Annotated in this window: 17 protein-coding genes; 10 read left to right on the top strand and 7 right to left on the bottom strand. The window is 54.3% G+C overall.

The genetic code is table 11. The annotated features are described in order from the left end of the window. Positions 1-2: 2 nt before the first annotated feature. The 3 genes from xylH to xylF all read right to left on the bottom strand — a co-directional run bounded on the left by xylH (position 3) and on the right by xylF (position 3,767). Positions 3-1,184 (bottom strand): xylose ABC transporter permease XylH, encoded by a 1,182-nt coding sequence (gene xylH, locus LZP96_RS15035; RefSeq protein ID WP_064324355.1) that lies wholly within the window; start codon positions 1,182-1,184, stop codon positions 3-5. After that, a complete protein-coding gene (locus LZP96_RS15030; RefSeq protein ID WP_064324356.1) occupies positions 1,162-2,703 on the bottom strand; it encodes a xylose ABC transporter ATP-binding protein in 1,542 nt (513 codons plus the stop codon). The genes xylH and LZP96_RS15030 overlap by 23 nt, the downstream gene beginning before the upstream one ends. Positions 2,704-2,774: 71 nt before the next feature. Next, positions 2,775-3,767: a D-xylose ABC transporter substrate-binding protein gene (gene xylF, locus LZP96_RS15025; RefSeq protein ID WP_258926168.1), complete on the bottom strand. Its 993-nt coding sequence runs from the start codon at positions 3,765-3,767 to the stop codon at positions 2,775-2,777. Positions 3,768-4,139: 372 nt separating this feature from the next. Between xylF and xylA the strand changes: the two genes are divergently transcribed. From xylA to LZP96_RS15005, 4 genes are all read left to right on the top strand, one after another. After that, complete coding sequence (gene xylA / locus LZP96_RS15020; RefSeq protein WP_087892539.1) at positions 4,140-5,462, top strand: xylose isomerase; 1,323 nt, start codon at positions 4,140-4,142, stop codon at positions 5,460-5,462. A 73-nt stretch (positions 5,463-5,535) separates the two neighbouring features. Then, entirely contained in the window at positions 5,536-6,990 is a 1,455-nt protein-coding gene (gene xylB / locus LZP96_RS15015; protein WP_064324357.1) for a xylulokinase, read from the top strand. Between the two features lie 104 nt (positions 6,991-7,094). Further along, the gene (locus LZP96_RS15010) at positions 7,095-7,634 is read left to right on the top strand and encodes an isochorismatase family protein (protein ID WP_064324358.1); all 540 of its coding nucleotides are present in this window, start codon (positions 7,095-7,097) and stop codon (positions 7,632-7,634) included. After that, positions 7,634-8,554: a GlxA family transcriptional regulator gene (locus LZP96_RS15005; protein WP_064324359.1), complete on the top strand. Its 921-nt coding sequence runs from the start codon at positions 7,634-7,636 to the stop codon at positions 8,552-8,554. The genes LZP96_RS15010 and LZP96_RS15005 overlap by 1 nt, the downstream gene beginning before the upstream one ends. Here the strand turns inward: LZP96_RS15005 and LZP96_RS15000 are convergent. Continuing rightward, positions 8,547-9,542, bottom strand: coding sequence for an acyltransferase (locus tag LZP96_RS15000; RefSeq protein WP_064328047.1), 996 nt, complete (start codon positions 9,540-9,542; stop codon positions 8,547-8,549). The genes LZP96_RS15005 and LZP96_RS15000 overlap by 8 nt on opposite strands. Before the next feature lie 182 nt (positions 9,543-9,724). Between LZP96_RS15000 and LZP96_RS14995 the strand changes: the two genes are divergently transcribed. The 4 genes from LZP96_RS14995 to LZP96_RS14980 all read left to right on the top strand — a co-directional run bounded on the left by LZP96_RS14995 (position 9,725) and on the right by LZP96_RS14980 (position 15,063). After that, complete coding sequence (locus LZP96_RS14995; RefSeq protein ID WP_064324360.1) at positions 9,725-10,030, top strand: YsaB family lipoprotein; 306 nt, start codon at positions 9,725-9,727, stop codon at positions 10,028-10,030. A gap of 144 nt (positions 10,031-10,174) precedes the next feature. Continuing rightward, positions 10,175-11,086, top strand: coding sequence for a glycine--tRNA ligase subunit alpha (glyQ, locus tag LZP96_RS14990; protein ID WP_064324361.1), 912 nt, complete (start codon positions 10,175-10,177; stop codon positions 11,084-11,086). Positions 11,087-11,095: 9 nt separating this feature from the next. Further along, positions 11,096-13,165, top strand: coding sequence for a glycine--tRNA ligase subunit beta (gene glyS / locus LZP96_RS14985; protein WP_064324362.1), 2,070 nt, complete (start codon positions 11,096-11,098; stop codon positions 13,163-13,165). Positions 13,166-13,443: 278 nt separating this feature from the next. Beyond that, positions 13,444-15,063 (top strand): ABC-F family ATP-binding cassette domain-containing protein, encoded by a 1,620-nt coding sequence (locus tag LZP96_RS14980; protein ID WP_064324363.1) that lies wholly within the window; start codon positions 13,444-13,446, stop codon positions 15,061-15,063. A gap of 58 nt (positions 15,064-15,121) precedes the next feature. On the opposite strand, the gene LZP96_RS14975 is transcribed toward LZP96_RS14980, so the two are convergent. Beyond that, on the bottom strand, positions 15,122-15,400 hold the full coding sequence (locus tag LZP96_RS14975; protein WP_064324364.1) for an HTH-type transcriptional regulator: 279 nt from the start codon (positions 15,398-15,400) through the stop codon (positions 15,122-15,124). Between the two features lie 331 nt (positions 15,401-15,731). On the opposite strand from LZP96_RS14975, the gene LZP96_RS14970 reads away from it, so the two are divergent. Both LZP96_RS14970 and cspE read left to right on the top strand, forming a co-directional pair. Further along, positions 15,732-16,442, top strand: coding sequence for a DUF3053 domain-containing protein (locus LZP96_RS14970; RefSeq protein WP_064324365.1), 711 nt, complete (start codon positions 15,732-15,734; stop codon positions 16,440-16,442). 243 nt (positions 16,443-16,685) lie between these two features. After that, positions 16,686-16,898, top strand: coding sequence for a transcription antiterminator/RNA stability regulator CspE (cspE, locus tag LZP96_RS14965; RefSeq protein WP_006177792.1), 213 nt, complete (start codon positions 16,686-16,688; stop codon positions 16,896-16,898). Positions 16,899-16,955: 57 nt separating this feature from the next. On the opposite strand, the gene ghrB is transcribed toward cspE, so the two are convergent. Then, positions 16,956-17,930: a glyoxylate/hydroxypyruvate reductase GhrB gene (gene ghrB, locus LZP96_RS14960; RefSeq protein WP_064324366.1), complete on the bottom strand. Its 975-nt coding sequence runs from the start codon at positions 17,928-17,930 to the stop codon at positions 16,956-16,958. A 26-nt stretch (positions 17,931-17,956) separates the two neighbouring features. Then, positions 17,957-19,237 (bottom strand): MFS transporter, encoded by a 1,281-nt coding sequence (locus LZP96_RS14955; RefSeq protein ID WP_064324367.1) that lies wholly within the window; start codon positions 19,235-19,237, stop codon positions 17,957-17,959. Positions 19,238-19,256 lie beyond the last annotated feature (19 nt).

Here is a 19,256-nt window from a genome sequence, read left to right as displayed (position 1 = left end):
TCTCAGGCTCGTCTTTTCGTTGCGGAATCCATCCATACGGCCAGTAACAGAATGGCGCCCTTAACGATATACTGCCAGAACGTCGGCACGTCCATCATACTCATTCCGTTATCCAACGACGCCATGATAAATGCACCCATGACGGCCCCCGCCACGCTGCCAATACCGCCTGCAAGGCTGGTTCCCCCAATCACACAGGCCGCGATCGCATCCAGCTCGGCGATGTTCCCCGCAGAAGGTGAACCTGCCCCTAAACGTGAGCTCAGGATCAGCCCGGCGATGGCCACCATCAGGCCATTAATTGCAAATACCGCAAGCTTGGTGCGTTCGACGTTGATCCCTGACAGGCGCGCCGCTTCCAGATTGCCGCCGATGGCATAGATCCGCCGTCCAAACGCCGTACGGGTCGCCATAAACATACCGGCCAGCAACAGCAACGTCAGGATCAGCACGGGCGTAGGCACACCGCGATAATCGTTCAGAAGCCAGATGGCCCCTAATACGATCACGGCGGTTAAGGCCTGGCGCCCCACCACAGAGGTGGAGGCGGGCGCAGCAAGGCCTAAGGCCTGACGACGCATACGTCCGCGCCACTGCCAGCCGACAAATGCCATCAAACCGATCGCGCCCAGCGTAAAGCCCAGACCGTCAGAGAGATAGCTCTGTCCAATCTGCGACATCGACGCGCTGGTGGGAGACACGGTGGTGCCGTTAGTGATACCGATGAGGATACCGCGAAACGCCAGCATTCCCGCCAGAGTGACAATAAACGAGGGGACTTTTCGATAGGCGACCCACCAGCCATTCCATGCGCCCAGTAGCAGACCCAGCACCAGCGTGACCGCCACGGTCAACGGCAGGGGCCAGCCCAGCCAGACATCAAAGATTGCCGCAACGCCGCCCAGCAATCCCATCATGGAGCCCACCGAGAGGTCTATCTCGGCCGAGATAATCACAAACACCATGCCCACGGCCAGAATCCCGGTGATGGCGGTCTGGCGAAGCAGGTTAGAGACGTTGCGCGCACTTAAGTAAGAGCCGTCGGTCATCCAGGTAAAAAACAGCATAATTGCGATGATGGCGGCAATCATCACGAAGACTTGCAGGTTTAACGCTTTCAACCCTGTGAACGCGCCGGGCGTCGGAACAGCGACTTTTACCTCAGACGGATTGCTTTTCGACATGACGTTCGCTCCTCAATGCGGCTTCCATTACCTTTTCCTGGGTCAAGTTTTGGTTAATCAGGTTGGCTTTCAGCTTGCCTTCGTGCATTACCAGCACGCGATCGCTCAGCCCGAGCACTTCTGGAAGCTCAGAGGAGATCACAATAACGGCGATGCCTTGCTGGACCAGCTGGTTGATAAGTTTGTAGATTTCGTACTTCGCGCCGATATCGATTCCTCGCGTCGGCTCGTCAAGGATCAAAATACGGGGATTGAGCAACAGGCAGCGCGCCAGAATGGCTTTTTGCTGATTACCGCCACTCAGGCGTCCTATCGCCAGCTCGGGAGAGGAGGTTTTCACTTTGAGTCGGTCCAGCGACTGGAGTATGCACTGCTGTTCTGCTGCATCGTCCAGGCTGCTCAACACGCCGGAAAACTGATCCAGCGCGGCGAGTGTGATATTTTTCCCCACCGCCATGACCGGTACGATGCCGTCTTTTTTGCGATCCTCCGGCACCATAGCAATGCCGTGGGTAATCGCCTGCTGGCAGGTAGCGATTTGCACCTGTTGGCCATCAATAAAGATTTTTCCTTCCCAGCGCCCCGGCCAGACGCCAAACAAACATTGTACGGCTTCCGTCCGACCGGCCCCGACCAGCCCGGCAATCCCCAGAATCTCTCCACGCTTCAGGGAAAATGAGATGTCATTAACGCGCTTGATATGGCGATTAACCGGATGCCACGCCGTCAGGTTTTCGACACGCAGGATCTCTGCGCCGGCGGCATGCGGTTCCGAGGGGTATAATGCCGTCAGCTCGCGACCCACCATCATGGTGATGATGTCATCCTCGCTCATGCCTGCGGCATCGCGCGTACCGATATGCTGTCCATCGCGAATAACGCAGATGGTGTCCGATATGGCTTTCACTTCATTGAGTTTGTGCGAAATATAAATGCAGGCGATCCCGTGGTTTTGCAGGTCGCGGATAATATTGAGCAGAACCGCCGTTTCCTGTTCGGTCAGCGAGGCGGTCGGTTCGTCGAGAATCAACAGGCGCACCTGTTTATTCAGTGCCTTGGCAATTTCAACCAGCTGTTGTTGGCCTAACCCCAGATCGCCCACGCGCGTATTGGGCGAAATGGCCAGGCTCACCTGTGCCAGCAGCTTTTCACAGCGTAGCGTCATGGTGTCGTAGTCCAGCACGCCGTGACGGGAAATCTCTGCGCCCAGGAAAATGTTTTCGAGCACTGTCAGGTGTTTAACCAGCGCCAGCTCCTGATGTATAATGGCGATACCTTTGCGTTCGGTATCACGGATATGGGTGGCCTGTAGCGTTTCGCCAGAAAAGATGATTTCGCCGTCATAGCTGCCATGGGGATAAATGCCGCACAGCACTTTCATCAGCGTGGATTTGCCGGAACCATTTTCACCACACAGCGAGACGATCTCACCGGGGTTGAGCCGCAGGCTGACATTGTCCACAGCCTTCACCACACCAAAGGCTTTGGTGATACTTTTCATTTCGAGTAAATAAGGCATAACGGCTCCACATAACCTGAAGGAAAAACCGTACATGTCGACGTGCCCCTGAAATCAGGGGCCACGAGGGGTTAGAGTTCGCTCTTTTGGTGGAAGCCGTCTTTCACAACGGTGGCGTCGATATTTTCTTTATTCACTTCAATAGGCGTCAGTAAACGTGCAGGCACATCTTTCAGGCCGTTGTTTAAGCTGGAATCGGCTTTCGGCTGTTGGCCATTACCCAGTTCAACGGCAATCTCTGCGGCCGTGTTAGCAAGCTGAGTAATAGGTTTATAAACGGTCATGGTCTGCGTGCCGTTGAGAATACGCTTTACCCCAGCGAGGTCGGCATCTTGTCCGGAGATCGCCACTTTACCTGCCAGCCCTTGCGCACTTAAAGCCTGAATGGCGCCGCCTGCGGTAGCATCGTTGGATGCCACCACGGCATCGATTTTGTTATTGTTGGCAGTCAGCGCATTTTCCATGATTTTTAGCGCATTTTCCGGTAGCCAGCCGTCAGCCCATTGATCGCCGACAATTTTAATTTTGCCCTCGTCAATATAGGGCTTGAGGACTTTCATTTGGCCTTCGCGGAACAATTTGGCATTGTTATCAACAGGCGAACCGCCCATCAGGAAATAATTTCCCTGCGGCACCTTATTGACCAGGCTTTGCGCCTGAATTTCGCCCACTTTTTCGTTATCAAAAGAAATATAAAAATCAATATCAGCATTATTAATCATACGATCGTAAGCCAATACCTTAATGCCTTCTTGTTTGGCTTCTTTAACAACATTACTTAATACCTGACCGTTGTAAGGAATAATAACCAGCACATCAACACCGCGGTTAATCATATTTTCGATTTGCGATATTTGTGTTTCTTCATTTCCGTTGGCGGACTGAACAAACACTTTTGCACCGAGGGATTCCGCTTTTTTCACAAAAATATCGCGATCTTTTTGCCAGCGTTCGAGGCGAAGATCGTCAATTGCCATCCCAATTTTGACTTCTTTGGCATGGCCCACAACGCTCGTCAGCAGTAGCGAGGCGCAGAGAGTCAGGCACAGGTTTTTTATCATCATCATTATATTACCTTTTTTGTAGGGTGGTGAAACGGAGACAAAAGAATCATTCACTGCCGGATACGCAGCAAATTCTTAACGTGGAATGGCAAACTGGCAATTACTGATTTTTATCTTCTCGTTACGATATTTGGTTTATTTGTCAATTTATGACCGCGATCTGATTTTCAAATGCGTAACTTATTAATTACACATGATTCTGGAATAAACGCCGAAAAATCGTTTGCAGGCGTATTGTTTTTGCGAGCCAGCGCACGTTTGTGCATTCTCTGAATGCCAGTGTGAAATAACGTAATTGAGCAACGTGAAATGAGTATTCACTATTACTGCAGTATCGATTACTCGCCGCACCTCTTGATTATGGAGTTCAATATGCAAGCTTATTTCGACCAACTCGATCGCGTTCGCTACGAAGGCCCGAAATCCACCAATCCTTTAGCATTCCGTCATTACAATCCGGACGAGCTGGTGCTGGGTAAGCGCATGGAAGATCATCTGCGTTTTGCCGCGTGTTACTGGCATACCTTCTGCTGGAACGGCGCGGACATGTTTGGTGTCGGTTCATTTGATCGTCCGTGGCAGCAGCCGGGCGAGGCGCTGGAGCTGGCGAAACGCAAAGCGGATGTCGCATTTGAATTCTTCCACAAGCTGAATGTGCCTTACTACTGTTTCCACGATGTGGACGTCTCTCCGGAAGGGGCATCGCTGAAAGAGTATCTGAACAACTTTGCGCAGATGGTCGACTATCTGGGTGAAAAACAGCAACAAAGCGGCGTGAAATTACTGTGGGGCACGGCAAACTGCTTCACCAATCCACGTTACGGCGCGGGTGCCGCGACAAGCCCTGACCCGGAAGTGTTCAGCTGGGCCGCTACGCAGGTGGTCACCGCAATGAATGCAACCCACAAGCTGGGCGGTGAAAACTACGTACTGTGGGGAGGACGTGAAGGTTACGAAACGCTGCTCAATACCGATCTGCGCCAGGAGCGCGAGCAGATTGGCCGCTTCATGCAGATGGTTGTCGACCATAAACACAAAATCGGTTTCCGCGGCACGCTGCTCATTGAACCTAAACCACAAGAGCCCACCAAGCACCAGTACGACTACGATGTGGCGACCGTGTATGGCTTCCTGAAGCAGTTCGGTCTGGAAAAAGAGATCAAAGTGAACATTGAAGCGAACCACGCCACGCTGGCGGGCCACTCGTTCCATCATGAGATTGCTTCTGCTATCGCGTTGGGTATCTTCGGCTCTGTCGATGCCAACCGCGGCGATCCGCAGCTGGGCTGGGATACTGACCAGTTCCCGATCAGCGTCGAAGAGAACGCCCTGGTAATGTATGAAATTGTTAAAGCAGGTGGCTTCACGACGGGGGGTCTGAACTTCGATGCCAAAGTCCGCCGTCAAAGCACCGATAAATACGACCTGTTCTATGGTCACATCGGCGCGATGGACACCATGGCGCTGGCGCTGAAAGTCGCGGCGCGCATGATTGAAGACGGCCAGCTGGATAAGCGCGTTGCGAAGCGTTATGCCGGCTGGAACAGTGAGCTGGGTCAGCAAATTTTAAAAGGCCAGTTATCCCTGGCGGATATTGCGAAGTACGCTGAACAACACAACCTGGCACCGCAGCACCAGAGTGGGCATCAGGAGCTGCTGGAAAACCTGGTGAATTACTACTTGTTCGATAAGTAATTCGTCGGGAAAGACGTGGATAAGCCCGGTCAGCGTTGTGCAACCGGGCATTTCTTTTAAAGGAGTCACCGCAATGTATATCGGGATCGATCTTGGCACATCGGGTGTGAAAGCCATTCTTTTAAGCGAACAGGGAGAGGTGGTGGCCTCGCAAACGGAAAAGCTGCACGTCTCGCGTCCGCACCCGTTATGGTCAGAACAGGATCCCGAGCAGTGGTGGCTGGCAACGGATCGTGCAATAAAAGCCCTGGGCGAACAGCACAGCCTGCGCGACGTTAAGGCGTTAGGGATTGCCGGACAAATGCATGGCGCCACGCTGCTTGATCGCGAAAACCGCGTGCTGCGCCCGGCGATTCTCTGGAATGACGGTCGTTGCGCCGAAGAGTGCGCCCTTCTTGAAGCGCAGGTGCCTGACTCACGCGATATTACCGGCAACCTGATGATGCCGGGGTTTACGGCACCGAAACTGCTGTGGGTTCAGCGTCATGAGCCGGAGGTTTTTCAACAGGTAGCGAAGGTTTTGTTACCTAAAGACTATTTGCGTTTTCGGATGACCGGTGAGTTTGCCAGCGACATGTCCGATGCGGCTGGCACCCTGTGGCTGGATGTCGCCAGACGCGACTGGAGCGAGACAATGCTCGCGGCGTGTCATCTCACGCGCGAACACATGCCTGCACTTTTTGAAGGCAGTGAGGTGACGGGGACGTTATTAGCCTCAGTGGCCGAACGCTGGAATTTACCCGCTATTCCTGTCGTGGCCGGAGGCGGCGATAATGCCGCCGGTGCGGTGGGTGTCGGGATGGTCGATGCGGGTCAGGCGATGCTGTCGCTTGGCACGTCGGGCGTCTACTTTGCCGTCAGTGAAGGGTATCTCAGCAACCCTGAAAGCGCGGTGCACAGTTTTTGCCATGCGCTGCCGGGTAAATGGCATCTGATGTCGGTCATGCTCAGTGCGGCATCTTGTCTGGACTGGGCGGCCAAACTCACCGGCGCAGACGATGTCCCGGCGTTGATTGCGGCGGCACAGCAGGCGGATGAAGAGGCCGACCCTGTCTGGTTCCTGCCGTATCTTTCCGGCGAACGTACGCCGCATAATAACCCGCAGGCCAAGGGTGTTTTCTTTGGTTTAACCCATCAGCATGGCCCTGCCGAGCTGGCCCGTGCGGTGCTGGAAGGCGTGGGATATGCTCTGGCCGATGGAATGGACGTGGTGCACGATTGCGGCCTGAAGCCCGGGCACATTACGCTGATTGGCGGCGGTGCGCGGAGCAGCTACTGGCGACAAATGCTGGCAGATATCAGCGGCCTGACGCTGGATTATCGCACCGGCGGTGACGTCGGCCCGGCGCTGGGAGCAGCACGTCTGGCGCAAATCGCCATGAATCCGGGCAAAGCCCTGACAGAACTTCTGCCGCAATTGCCACTGGAGCAGTCCCATCGTCCGGATGCGGAACGTCATGCGCGCTATGCCAGACAACGCGACGTTTTCCGCAAAATTTACCAACAGCTTTTGCCACTGATGTCATAACAACAGCCTGGCCTTCAGCGGCATGAGGATGTCCTTTTTTGGTCTTCTCAGCGCGCGATCTCCTCGTCAGTATAGGGTTACACCCATCGGCGAGGAGAGTTACCATGACGCGTACGGCATTAATAAATATCGACACTCAGCAGTCCTTTCATCATCGCGAGTACTGGCAGGAGGCGGGGTTTGGCGCGTTCCAGCAGGCGATGCTGGGCCTTATCGAAGGGTGTGAATCTCGTGGCATACCGGTAGTGGATATCTTCCATGTTGACGACAGCGGGCCTTTCTCGCTGCAAAGCGGCCATGTCAAACCCATGTCCTTTTTACGTCATAAACCGGCGGTAATTTTCCAGAAACATGTCCATAATGCGTTTACCGATACGGGGCTCGATCGCTGGTTACGCGAACGGGACATTCATTGTCTGATTATCTGCGGGCTGCGTACGGAGCAGTGTTGTGAAACCACAGCACGTGTGGCGTCGGATCTTGGCTATCGCGTTATCTTTGTCAGCGAGGCAACCCTGACGTTTCCCATGACGTACCGGGGCATAACCCTTGATACCCACGATTTACGCCACCGGACTGAAACGGTGCTGGCCGGACGTTTTGCTGAAATTAAAACCGTTGCGGAGACGCTGGAGTCATTCTGATGAGTATTGACGTCTGGTTTGTGATGTTGCCGGGAGTCCTTTCGCTGGATATGACCGGTCCGGCAGAAACCTTTGCGCTGGCAGGCGATGCGTTTCGCCTGCATTACATTGGCCCACAGACAGACGTGGCGACCTCGATTGGCCTGACGATGAGCGGTATCGCCCCGCTGCCAGAGCGCCTGCCGGCAGGCAGTTTGCTGGTGTTGCCGGGCGTTGCCGACTCTTCCCTACACTTTTCTACCCCCGCAGCGCTGGCCGTTCAGCACTGGCTAATGCGACAGCAGCCTGATATTCAGCGGCAGGCCATCACCGTCATGTGCGTCTGCTCGGGCGCGATACTGGCTGCAAAGTCCGGCCTGCTGCACGGTAAGCACTGTACGACGCATCACGATGTGATCGCGCGACTGCGTACTGCCGCACCGGGGGCGGTCATCAAAGAAAATCGAATATTCGTGCAGGATGATAATTTGTGGACCAGCGCGGGTATTACTTCCGGAATAGATCTGGCCCTGCATCTGATCAACCGTTTGTGCGGCCCGGAAAAGGCGCTGGCGGTGGCGCGCGAAATGGTCGTCTGGTTCCGGCGTTCGGGTGATGACCCGCAACTTTCACCCTGGCTGCGTTATCGTAATCACCTTCATCCGGCGATACACCGTGCACAGGATGCGTTAACGGCAGAGCCGCAAAGAGGCTGGCATCTGGCCGATATCGCCGCTATGGCGCACGTCAGCCCCCGCCATTTAACCCGGCTTTTTCAGGAACATTTAGGTATTAGCGTGCGCGATTACCTGGAACAGCTTCGACTGGCCATCGCGCAACAGTGGCTGCGGCAGGGACGCGGCGTGGAGCACGCGGCCATCGCGGCCGGATTCTCCTCTCCGCGTCAGTTTCACCGGGCGAAACAACGGCTCGTTAACTGACAAAGCGACGCGTATCGAGCTTTTGCAGCAGCACCGACAGCAGCAGGCTCACCAGGACCGTCGCGGTGAAAATCCAGACGATATCGAACACCGGCCAGCGTTTGAACTCCACGCCGTTCGTGCGCAGGGCGTGGATCACCAGCGCATGAAAACCATAAATCCCCAATGAGTGTCGCGAAATCAATCCCAGCACAGGCAGCGGACGCGTATTCAGGGTGTTCTTCACCAGCGTGAGCAGAGAGACGGCGCAAATAAAGACCATCGGGCCGCAGTAGAGGTACCAGGTATCGGCAAAATTCCCCCGCCAGCGCAGCTCATGTAAAGTCCCGCGCGAAATCACCACTACCGCTCCGATAAACAGCGCGGCACAAAGCCATGTCAGCCGTGGCTTTTGCGTCTCCATCATGCCGATAGCGCGGCCCAGTAAGCCGTAAACCACGTAGTAAAACGTATCGCCGTTGATATACAGATTGACCGGCAGCCATTCAAATCCGCCCACTTTCTGCGACAGGGTATTGGGGTTGGCGAGCAGCCCAATGACCACCATCAGTGCCAGCAGCATCTTGCCGCCCACGTTTTTTACCTGAATCAACGGAGAAACCAGGTAGATAACGATAATGGCGAAGAAAAACCACAGATGATAGAAAACCGGTTTTTGCAGCAGATTCCTCAGCGACAGTTCCGCGTTTATCGAGGTAAACAGGGTGATATAGAGCAACGCGACGGTGCTGTAAAACAGCAGGCATAAGGCGATACGGACAAAATGGCGCGGCTGCGCGCTGCGCTCGCCAAAAAAGAGATACCCGGAAATCATGAAAAAGAGCGGGACGCTGACGCGGGAGGCAGAGTTAAGGATATTGGCGATATCCCAGTTCAGTGGACTGATGCTGTGGGCGTTGGTGATATACCAGGTCGTGGTATGGATCATCACCACCATTAAGCAGGCTATCCCTCGCAAATTATCTATCCAGTTAATTTTTGACTGCATCAGTTCCTCTGACTCCATGGTAAAAATGGTCTGACTCTCATTGCTGGCCGGTCTCTCACTGGATAATTCTGAGTTTGTTTCCGCTGCCTTGTGTCGCGGGTGGGAGATTCGCAGAATGCGGCGCCATAATCTATAAAGCGTATGACTAAAAATAACAGCCAGAACATAAGGCGGTAATAAAAATGATGATGAAGCGCGCTGTATCACTGTTTATTGTCCTGTCACTGGCAGGATGCAGTACACCGGATGACGCCCCGGCGCAGAAAGCGCAAAAAAGTAAAGTCAGCCCGGAACGGTCATTAAATATGGAACATCTTTGCAAGGATCAGGCGGCGCATCGTTACAATACCGGCGCGCAAAAAGTCGATGTTACCGGCTTCGAGCAGTTCCAGGGCAGCTATGAGATGCGCGGTTATACCGATCGTAAAGAGAGCTTTGTCTGTTCATTCGACGCGGAAGGGCAGTTTTTGCATCTCTCTATGCGCTAGCGCAGGTCGTCAGCGGCGCGCGGTACGCTAAAAAGCTTATTTCCCAATTTTCCTTAAACAAACCCGTTTCGTACTGTATATCTTCCGGTCAGCGGGTATACTGATCGCTTCCATTCAAAACACACGTATCCAGCACGAAAAACTATGCAAAAGTTTGATACCAAGACCTTCCAGGGCCTGATCCTGACTTTACAGGATTACTGGGCTCGCCAGGGCTGCACCATCGTTCAACCTTTGGACATGGAAGTGGGCGCAGGCACTTCACACCCGATGACCAGTTTACGTGCATTGGGACCCGAGCCGATGGCTACTGCCTATGTGCAGCCGTCGCGTCGTCCTACCGATGGTCGTTACGGCGAAAACCCGAACCGCTTACAGCACTATTATCAGTTCCAGGTGGTGATTAAGCCTTCACCGGACAATATTCAGGAACTGTATCTCGGTTCGCTGAAAGCGCTGGGCGTGGATCCGACCATTCACGACATTCGCTTTGTTGAAGATAACTGGGAAAACCCGACGCTGGGTGCCTGGGGTCTGGGTTGGGAAGTGTGGCTGAACGGGATGGAAGTGACGCAGTTCACTTACTTCCAGCAGGTGGGTGGTCTGGAATGTAAGCCTATCACCGGTGAAATCACCTACGGCCTGGAACGTCTGGCGATGTACATTCAGGGCGTAGACAGCGTTTACGACCTGGTCTGGAGCGACGGCCCGTTGGGTAAAACCACCTACGGCGACGTGTTCCATCAGAATGAAGTGGAACAATCCACTTATAACTTCGAATACGCAGACGTGGACTTCCTGTTCACCTGCTTCGAGCAGTATGAGAAAGAAGCCCAGCAGCTGCTGGCGCTGGAGTCTCCACTGCCGCTGCCAGCCTATGAGCGTATTCTGAAGGCCGCCCACAGCTTCAACCTGCTGGACGCCCGCAAAGCCATCTCCGTGACTGAACGTCAGCGTTATATCCTGCGTATTCGCACCCTGACCAAAGCCGTTGCAGAAGCTTACTATGCGTCCCGTGAAGCCCTTGGCTTCCCGATGTGCAACCGAAACAAATAAGAGGCGGCCATGTCTGAGAAAACTTTCCTGGTGGAAATTGGCACTGAAGAGCTGCCACCAAAAGCCCTGCGCAGCCTGGCGGAGTCCTTCGCTGCAAACGTGACGGCTGAGCTGGATAACGCTGGCCTGGCACACGGTAATATTGAATGGTTTGCTGCTCCGCGTCGTCTGGCGCTGAAGGTGGCGAACCTTGCGGCATCGCAACCCGATCGCGAAGTTGAAAAACGCGGCCCTGCGATTGCCCAGGCGTTTGATGCCGAAGGCAAGCCGAGCAAAGCAGCAGAAGGCTGGGCACGTGGTTGTGGCATCACCGTTGATCAGGCCGAGCGTCTGACCACCGATAAAGGCGAATGGCTGCTGTATCGCGCCCATGTTAAAGGCGAAAGCGCCGAAGCGTTGCTGCCAAACATGATTGCCACTTCTCTGGCAAAACTGCCGATTCCAAAACTGATGCGCTGGGGCGCGTCCGACGTGCACTTTGTGCGTCCGGTTCACACCGTGACCCTGCTGTTAGGCAGTGACGTTATTCCGGCAACGATTCTGGGCATTGCGTCCGATCGCGTGATCCGCGGCCACCGCTTTATGGGCGAGCCAGAGTTCACGATTGATAACGCAGACCAGTATCCGCAGATCCTGCTTGAGCGCGGTAAAGTGATCGCCGATTACGAACAGCGTAAAGCCAAAATCAAGGCGGATGCAGAAGAGGCAGCGCGTAAGATTGGCGGTCAAGCCGATCTGAGCGAAAGCCTGCTGGAAGAAGTGACCTCGCTGGTGGAATGGCCGGTCGTGCTGACCGCGAAATTCGAAGAGAAATTCCTCGCGGTTCCGGCTGAAGCGCTGGTGTACACCATGAAGGGTGACCAGAAGTACTTCCCGGTTTACGCTGAAGACGGCAAGCTGCTGCCAAACTTTATCTTCGTGGCTAACATCGAATCGAAAGATCCGATGCAGATTATCTCCGGTAACGAGAAAGTTGTCCGTCCACGTCTGGCAGATGCTGAGTTCTTCTTTAATACCGACCGTAAAAAGCGTCTGGAAGATCATCTGCCGCGCCTGCAAACCGTGCTGTTCCAGCAACAGCTGGGTACGCTGCGCGACAAGACCGACCGTATTGCGGAGCTGTCCGGCTGGATCGCGCGTGAAATCGGTGCAGACGTCAACCACGCCACCCGTGCGGGTCTGCTGTCTAAGTGCGACCTGATGACCAACATGGTGTTCGAATTTACCGACACTCAGGGTGTGATGGGCATGCACTACGCGCGCCACGACGGTGAAGCGGAAGATGTGGCCGTGGCCCTGAACGAACAGTATCAACCGCGTTTTGCGGGTGACGATCTGCCGTCCAACCCGGTGGCCTGTGCGGTTGCGATTGCCGATAAGATGGACACCCTGGCGGGTATCTTCGGTATTGGCCAGCATCCGAAAGGCGACAAAGACCCGTTTGCGCTGCGTCGTGCTGCGCTGGGCGTGCTGCGTATCATCGTTGAGAAGAACCTGAATCTGGATCTGCAGACCCTGACCGAAGAAGCGGTGCGTCTGTACGGTGACAAGCTGACCAACGCGAAAGTGGTGGATGACGTGATCGACTTTATGCTGGGCCGTTTCCGCGCCTGGTATCAGGACGAAGGTTATACCGTCGACACCATTCAGGCGGTGCTGGCGCGTCGTCCGACCCGTCCGGCAGATTTCGATGCGCGTATGAAGGCGGTTTCTCACTTCCGTACGCTGGAAGCGGCATCGGCGCTGGCGGCGGCGAACAAGCGTGTCTCCAACATCCTTGCGAAATCTGACGAAACGCTGAACGAGCGTGTCAACGCAGCCACGCTGAAAGAGCCAGAAGAGATTGCGCTGGCGCTGCAGGTTGTGGTGCTGCGCGACAAGCTGGAGCCGTTCTTTGCAGAAGGTCGCTATCAGGAAGCGCTGGTCGAACTGGCGGAACTGCGTGAAGTCATCGACGCCTTCTTCGAGAAGGTCATGGTGAACGTCGAGGATAAAGAGCTGCGAATTAACCGTCTCTCTATGCTTGAGAAACTGCGCGAACTGTTCCTGCGCGTGGCGGATATTTCGCTGCTGCAGTAAGAGACCCTTTATGCCCGGCGATGTAAGTTTGCCGGGTAGTGAACTGTCAAAACCCGCTTCGGCGGGTTTTGTTATTTATTGCACCAGGCGCGGTTATTCGGCACATTGCTGAAAAAATAACCTTGAAAGGAGACGCCTGAACCCGTTATCCTGATCCCGATGACTTTTCGCCCTCTGGAGCGCCCCCCAAAAATGAACAATCACGACTGATGAATTTCGATCCTTGCTAAACGCAACCGCGTTGGCAGGGGATGTGTTGATTTCATTCAGGAGTGCTTATGGCTCATTTTGTGCAGTCCCCTTCTTTTATTTTGCATCAGGTCACCTGTCAGTTCGCGACGGGCGATATTCTTTTTGGTCCGCTGAGTCTGTCCATAGAGCCGTCCCTGTGCGCGCTGGTGGGGCGTAACGGTAGCGGTAAAACACGCTTATTGCGGCTACTGGCTGGGCTGGATACGCCTGCATCCGGGCATATCGAGCGTTTCGGTTCGTGGGTGTATGTGGCGCAGCATCATGTCGTATCACCCCACACCACGCTTGCAGAACTGCTGGGCGTCGAGGCCATTTTCGCCGCCCGGCGGCGCATCGATAGCGGGGATTACCTGCCGGACGATCTGGAGCGGCTCGACGGACACTGGGACCTTGGCGAGCGACTCACGCAGGCATTTGCTCAGGCCAGCCTCCCGCCTTTCTCCCCCGATAAGCGTGCCGCAGAACTGAGCGGCGGCGAGCGTGTTCGCGCCTTGCTTTGTGGTGCCTTTACAGCCGATGCCGACTTTTTGCTGCTTGATGAGCCTACCAATCACCTCGACAGGCAAGGCCGTGAATGGTTTTACGCGGAGCTTTTCCGCCAGCGTGGCGGGGTACTCGTCGCCTCTCACGATCGTGAACTGCTGGAGAAGATGAACCGCATTCTGGAACTGAGCGGGGCAGGACTGCGGCGTTACGGTGGAAATTATACGGACTATCAGCGTCAGCGCGGGAGCGAGCAACAGGCAGCCCGCGCGGCGCTCGAACATGCCGCCACGGAGCGCAAGCGGACGCGGGCACGTATGCAAAAAGAGCATGACGACAGTCTCCGGCGGTCTGCGAAGACGCTGCGCAAGGTGGACAGTCTGAACATCGCCTCCTTTGAACGCGTCAGGTATAAAGCAGAGGCGAAGGAGCGTCCTGCTGCCTGGCGCAAACAGCACCATGAGCAGAATGACGCCCTGAACAGGGCGGTCAATCTGGCGCGAGAAAAGGTGACTGAAGATAACCCGGTGATGTTTACCCTGCCCGGCAGCCAGATCGCCGAAGGAAAGCAGGCGCTGGTACTGGAAGACGTGCAATTGCCTTTTGTTGCGATGCCACCCTTGACCTGGCGGATGGACGGGCCGATGCGGGTCGCGTTGCGCGGACCTAATGGCTGCGGAAAGTCGACGCTTCTCAAGGTGATATTGGGTGAGATCGCTCCGCTTGCCGGGCATTGTCACGCGTCGGTGAAGATGGCGTATCTCGATCAGCATCTCTCTTCGCTGGATCTGACGCAATCGGTCATGACGCTTCTCAACCTGAACAATACTCCTCTGGAGGAGGGCGTTCTGCGCACGCGTCTGGCACAGCTGCAATTAGGGGCGGATAAAGTGTCATTGCCCCTCGCCGAACTGAGCGGCGGAGAACGGTTAAAAGCCGCCCTGGCCTGCGTACTGTGGCGAGCCGAGGCAACCCAGTTGCTGCTGCTGGATGAGCCAACCAACCATCTGGATTTGGACTCGGTACAGGCAATCGAGGCGGCGCTGGCCGATTTTCCGGGGGCGATACTGGTTGTTTCACATGATGATGCCTTCCTGGACGGGCTTAAGCTGACCCATGAGCTGGTCTGGCAACAGGCGGGGTGGTATTGCAGAGAACGCTAAAAACACAAACCCCCGCATTCGCGGGGGCGTAAACTTTTTTAATGCATTTTAGGCCTTACTACGGGCTGAGTACGGGCGTTGCCTGAATCAGGCGCATCAGCTTTAACTCGGTCATGGAAGGTTTAACACGTTTTGATTCCCATTCCTGAACCTGAGCGACGCTTACGCCCATTTCTCTAGCGAAATCAATTGTTTTCAATCCTGTCCCTTTGCGCAATCGCTCAAATTCAGTAAAGGGATTGGATTTTTGCGCCAACGTCACCGTCTGCGATAGATCTTTAAATACAATTTGTTCCAGGCTGGTTAACAGCTCAAACATTGGGTCTTTAGATTCCATTAAGAACTCCTCATAAATCTCACAACGGGATCATGAACATCAGAGAGCCATTTAAGAATAGTTGCAAAAAGGAACCTTGGATCGTTGCGGGAGTGATTAATCGTGCGGTAAGCATTGCCTGAGCGTTTCAGCAGACTGGATAGTTATGCTAATTACCTGATTAATCATAAGCAGGTTTCGAATGGTATTTTTTTGTAAATCGTCAGAAAAAATCCAGCAATAGCCGTTTTGCATGAAAAGAGTATCTTGCGGACGTGACCTGGACTATTCTTGTCACCATTGGGCACACGTGTGCCAGAGTGCGTATTTTTTGGGTGAAAGGAGTAATAAAATGGCGACAGGAAAGTCCTGCTCTCGCTGGTTTGCGCCTCTTGCGGCGCTACTGATGGTAGTTAGCCTGAGTGGGTGTTTCGATAAGGAAGGCGATCAGCGCAAGGCGTTCATCGATTTTCTGCAAAATACCGTAATGCGTAGCGGCGAGCATTTGCCTACGCTGACCGCAGATCAGAAAAAACAGCTCGGTCCCTTTGTTTCCGATTACGCCATTCTTTATGGTTATTCACAGCAGGTGAATCAGGCGATGGATTCCGGGCTTCGTCCGGTTGTGGACAGCGTGAATGCCATCCGCGTACCGCAGGATTATATGACTCAGCGTGAACCGCTGCGTCAGTCTAACGGGGCGCTGGGCGTGCTTAGCCAGCAGTTACAGAACGCGAAAATGCAGGCAGACGCCGCACGTTCCGCGCTGAAGCATGAAGAAGACCTCAAGCCGGTGTTCGATCAGGCGTACGAGAAAGTGGTGACCAAACCCGCAAGTGCGCTGGAGCCACTGATTCCGGCTGCGCAGATCTTCACGCAGCAGCTGGTTCAGGTGGGTGATTTTATCGCTTCGCAGGATACGCAGGTGAGCTTTGTCTCTAACGGCATTCAGTTCCCGACGTCTCAGCAAGCCAGTCAGTACAATACGCTTATTGGTCCACTTGCCTCGCAGCATCAGGCATTTAGTCAGGCCTGGAGCGCCGCAGTCGCGGCAACCGAGTAAAAAACACCCCGCTTCTGGCGGGGTTTTTTATCAATGGCGAAAATAAAGCTTGTCATTCGAGTACCACCCACGTATAACTATGTTCGTCGGTTTGTTCACAGACCTAAAGCAGTTTAGTTAAGCAGTCCAGATGAGTTATCTTAGATACCCTTCGTAGTGACCCTTCCTTCATCGCTTAAAAATCTGTAATACATTCCATCATCGCGCCGGAAGGCAAAACAAATTTTTAAAAAGGTAATATCTATGTCTGGTAAAATGACTGGTCTGGTAAAATGGTTCAACGCTGATAAAGGTTTCGGCTTCATCACTCCTGACGATGGCTCTAAAGATGTATTCGTACACTTCTCTGCTATCCAGAACGAAGGCTACAAATCTTTGGACGAAGGTCAGAAAGTTTCCTTCACCATCGAAAGCGGCGCTAAAGGCCCAGCAGCTGGTAACGTTGTAAGCCTGTAAGCTTCCAACTCAGCAGCAAAGAATTTTAAAACCCGCCTTATGGCGGGTTTTTTCGTTTTAGGCTTTTACCTGCGGGTTAACGCAGTTCTTTTCTACCTTTCCCTTCAGCGCATCGATCAGATTGTCTACTGCCGTTGCAGCCATGTTGTAGCGGGTTTCATGTGTGGCAGACCCAATGTGCGGCAGCGCGACGACGTTCGCCATACTGAGCAGCGGCGAGTCGACCGGCAAGGGTTCCTGCTCAAACACGTCCAGCCCTGCGGCGTGAATTTCACCCTGCTGCAAGGCGTCAATCAGTGCCTTCTCATCGACGACCGGGCCACGCCCCGCGTTAATGAAAATGGCCGACTTTTTCATCTTCTTAAATTCTGCTTTGCCGATCATATGATGCGTTTCGTCAGTCAGCGGCAGGATCAGGCAGACGTAGTCGGCTTCCTGAAGCAGGGTATCTAATTCACAGTAGCGTGCGTCAAAACGCTCTTCCGCCTCCTGATGATGGCGACGCGCGTTGTAGAGGACGGGCATGTTAAAGCCAAAATGCGCACGCTGTGCCAGTGCCAGGCCAATACGGCCCATGCCGACAATCCCCAGCGTTTTGCCATGAACATCCACGCCAAACCAGTCCGGCCCAATGCTTTTAGTCCATTCGCCCGCCTTAACCCGCTCGGCCACTTCCACGACGCGGCGCGCGGTGCTCAGCACCAGTGCCATCAGCGTATCAGCTACCGTTTCCGTTAGCGCATAGGGCGTGTGCATGAGCAGGATCTGTCGGTTATTAAGGGCATCAACGTCGAAATTGTCATAACCCACTGAAATGGTTGATGTGGCACGCAGCGCAGGCATTTTATCCAGCAAAGCGGCATCCACTTTTTCGCTTGAACCCAGCAAGCCTTCGGCGCGGGCAAAAGCATCCGCATGCTGCGCGACGGTTTCCGGACTGAGATCCTTCACGCGGGTCACGGTAAAGTGCTCTTCAAGTCGTTTCTGCAGATCTTCAGGCAGTGCTTTATACAAAATGACGGACGGCTTCATGCTAATCTCCGTTGAGTTGAAAGGGGTCAGGCGTGGCGTGCGCCAGCAGGAATTTGTTGATTATTAGCAGGCTTAACAATGAGAGTAAGCCATACCGAGGCGAAAAGTGCCACCCCCATAAAAATGTATGAGGCGGACGGGCTGCCGGTGCTTCCGTTAAGGTAGCCCACAAACCAGGAGCCGAAGAACGATCCTAATGCGCCCATACTATTGATTAACGCCATCGCGCCACCGGCAACGTTCCGCGGCAGCATCTCCGGAATAATGGCAAAGAACGGACCGTATGGGGCGTACATCGCGGCGCCCGCGATGACCAGCAGCGTGTAAGAGATCCAGAAATGATTGGCGCCGACCGCCCAGGAACCAATAAATGCACAGGCAGCAATCAGCAGCAGTGGCCAGACAAACAGCTTACGGTTTTGCAGCTTATCGGAGGCCCAGGAAGCAACGATCATCGCGATAGTCGCCGCCAGATAAGGTACGGCAGAGAGCCAGCCCACTTCGACCATTCCCAGGTTTTCCCCACCGCTGCGGATAATAGAAGGCAGCCACAGGACAAAGCCGTACACCCCGATGCTCCAGGTGAAATACTGCATACACAACAGGATCACGTTGCGGGAACGGAAGGCCTCGCCATAGTTTCGTACCGGCTTCAGCCCTTGCTGCTCTTTTTCCAGCTCGGCCTGCAGCGCGGCTTTTTCATCGCCAGAGAGCCAGTTCACCTGTGCAGGTTTGTCTTTTACCAGCACCCACCAGCAGAAGGCCCAGATGATGGCCGGCACGCCTTCGATGATGAACATATGGCGCCAGCCGAACGACTGAATCAGGTAACCTGACACCACGGACATCCACAGCACCGTGACCGGGTTCCCCAGGATCAGGAAGGTATTGGCTCGCGAGCGTTCTGATTTGGTAAACCAGTTGCTGATATAAATCAGCATGGCGGGCATGACGGCAGCTTCAACGACGCCGAGGATAAAGCGGATAGCGGCCAGCGCAGGAATATTATTTACCATCCCCGTGAGCGAGGCGCAGGCTCCCCATAAAATCAGGCAGATAAAAATCAGTTTGCGTACGCTGCGGCGTTCGGCATAGATAGCGCCGGGGATCTGGAAGAAGAAGTAACCCAGGAAGAACAGGGCGCCCAATAATGACGAGACACCTTTGGTGATCCCCAGATCTTCCGTGATGCCTGCGGCGGAAGCGAAACTGAAGTTTGCACGGTCGAGGTACGCCAGGCTGTACGTGATAAACACGATCGGCATGATGTACCACCAGCGTTTTAATGCATTTGTCGACTTATTCATGGGCTTGCCTCTGTGGTTG

The sequence above is a fragment of the Huaxiibacter chinensis genome (assembly GCF_022171985.1).
GTDB classification, from domain to species: Bacteria; Pseudomonadota; Gammaproteobacteria; order Enterobacterales; family Enterobacteriaceae; genus Enterobacter; species Enterobacter chinensis_A.
This window is presented reverse-complemented; position numbering and strand designations above follow the sequence as displayed.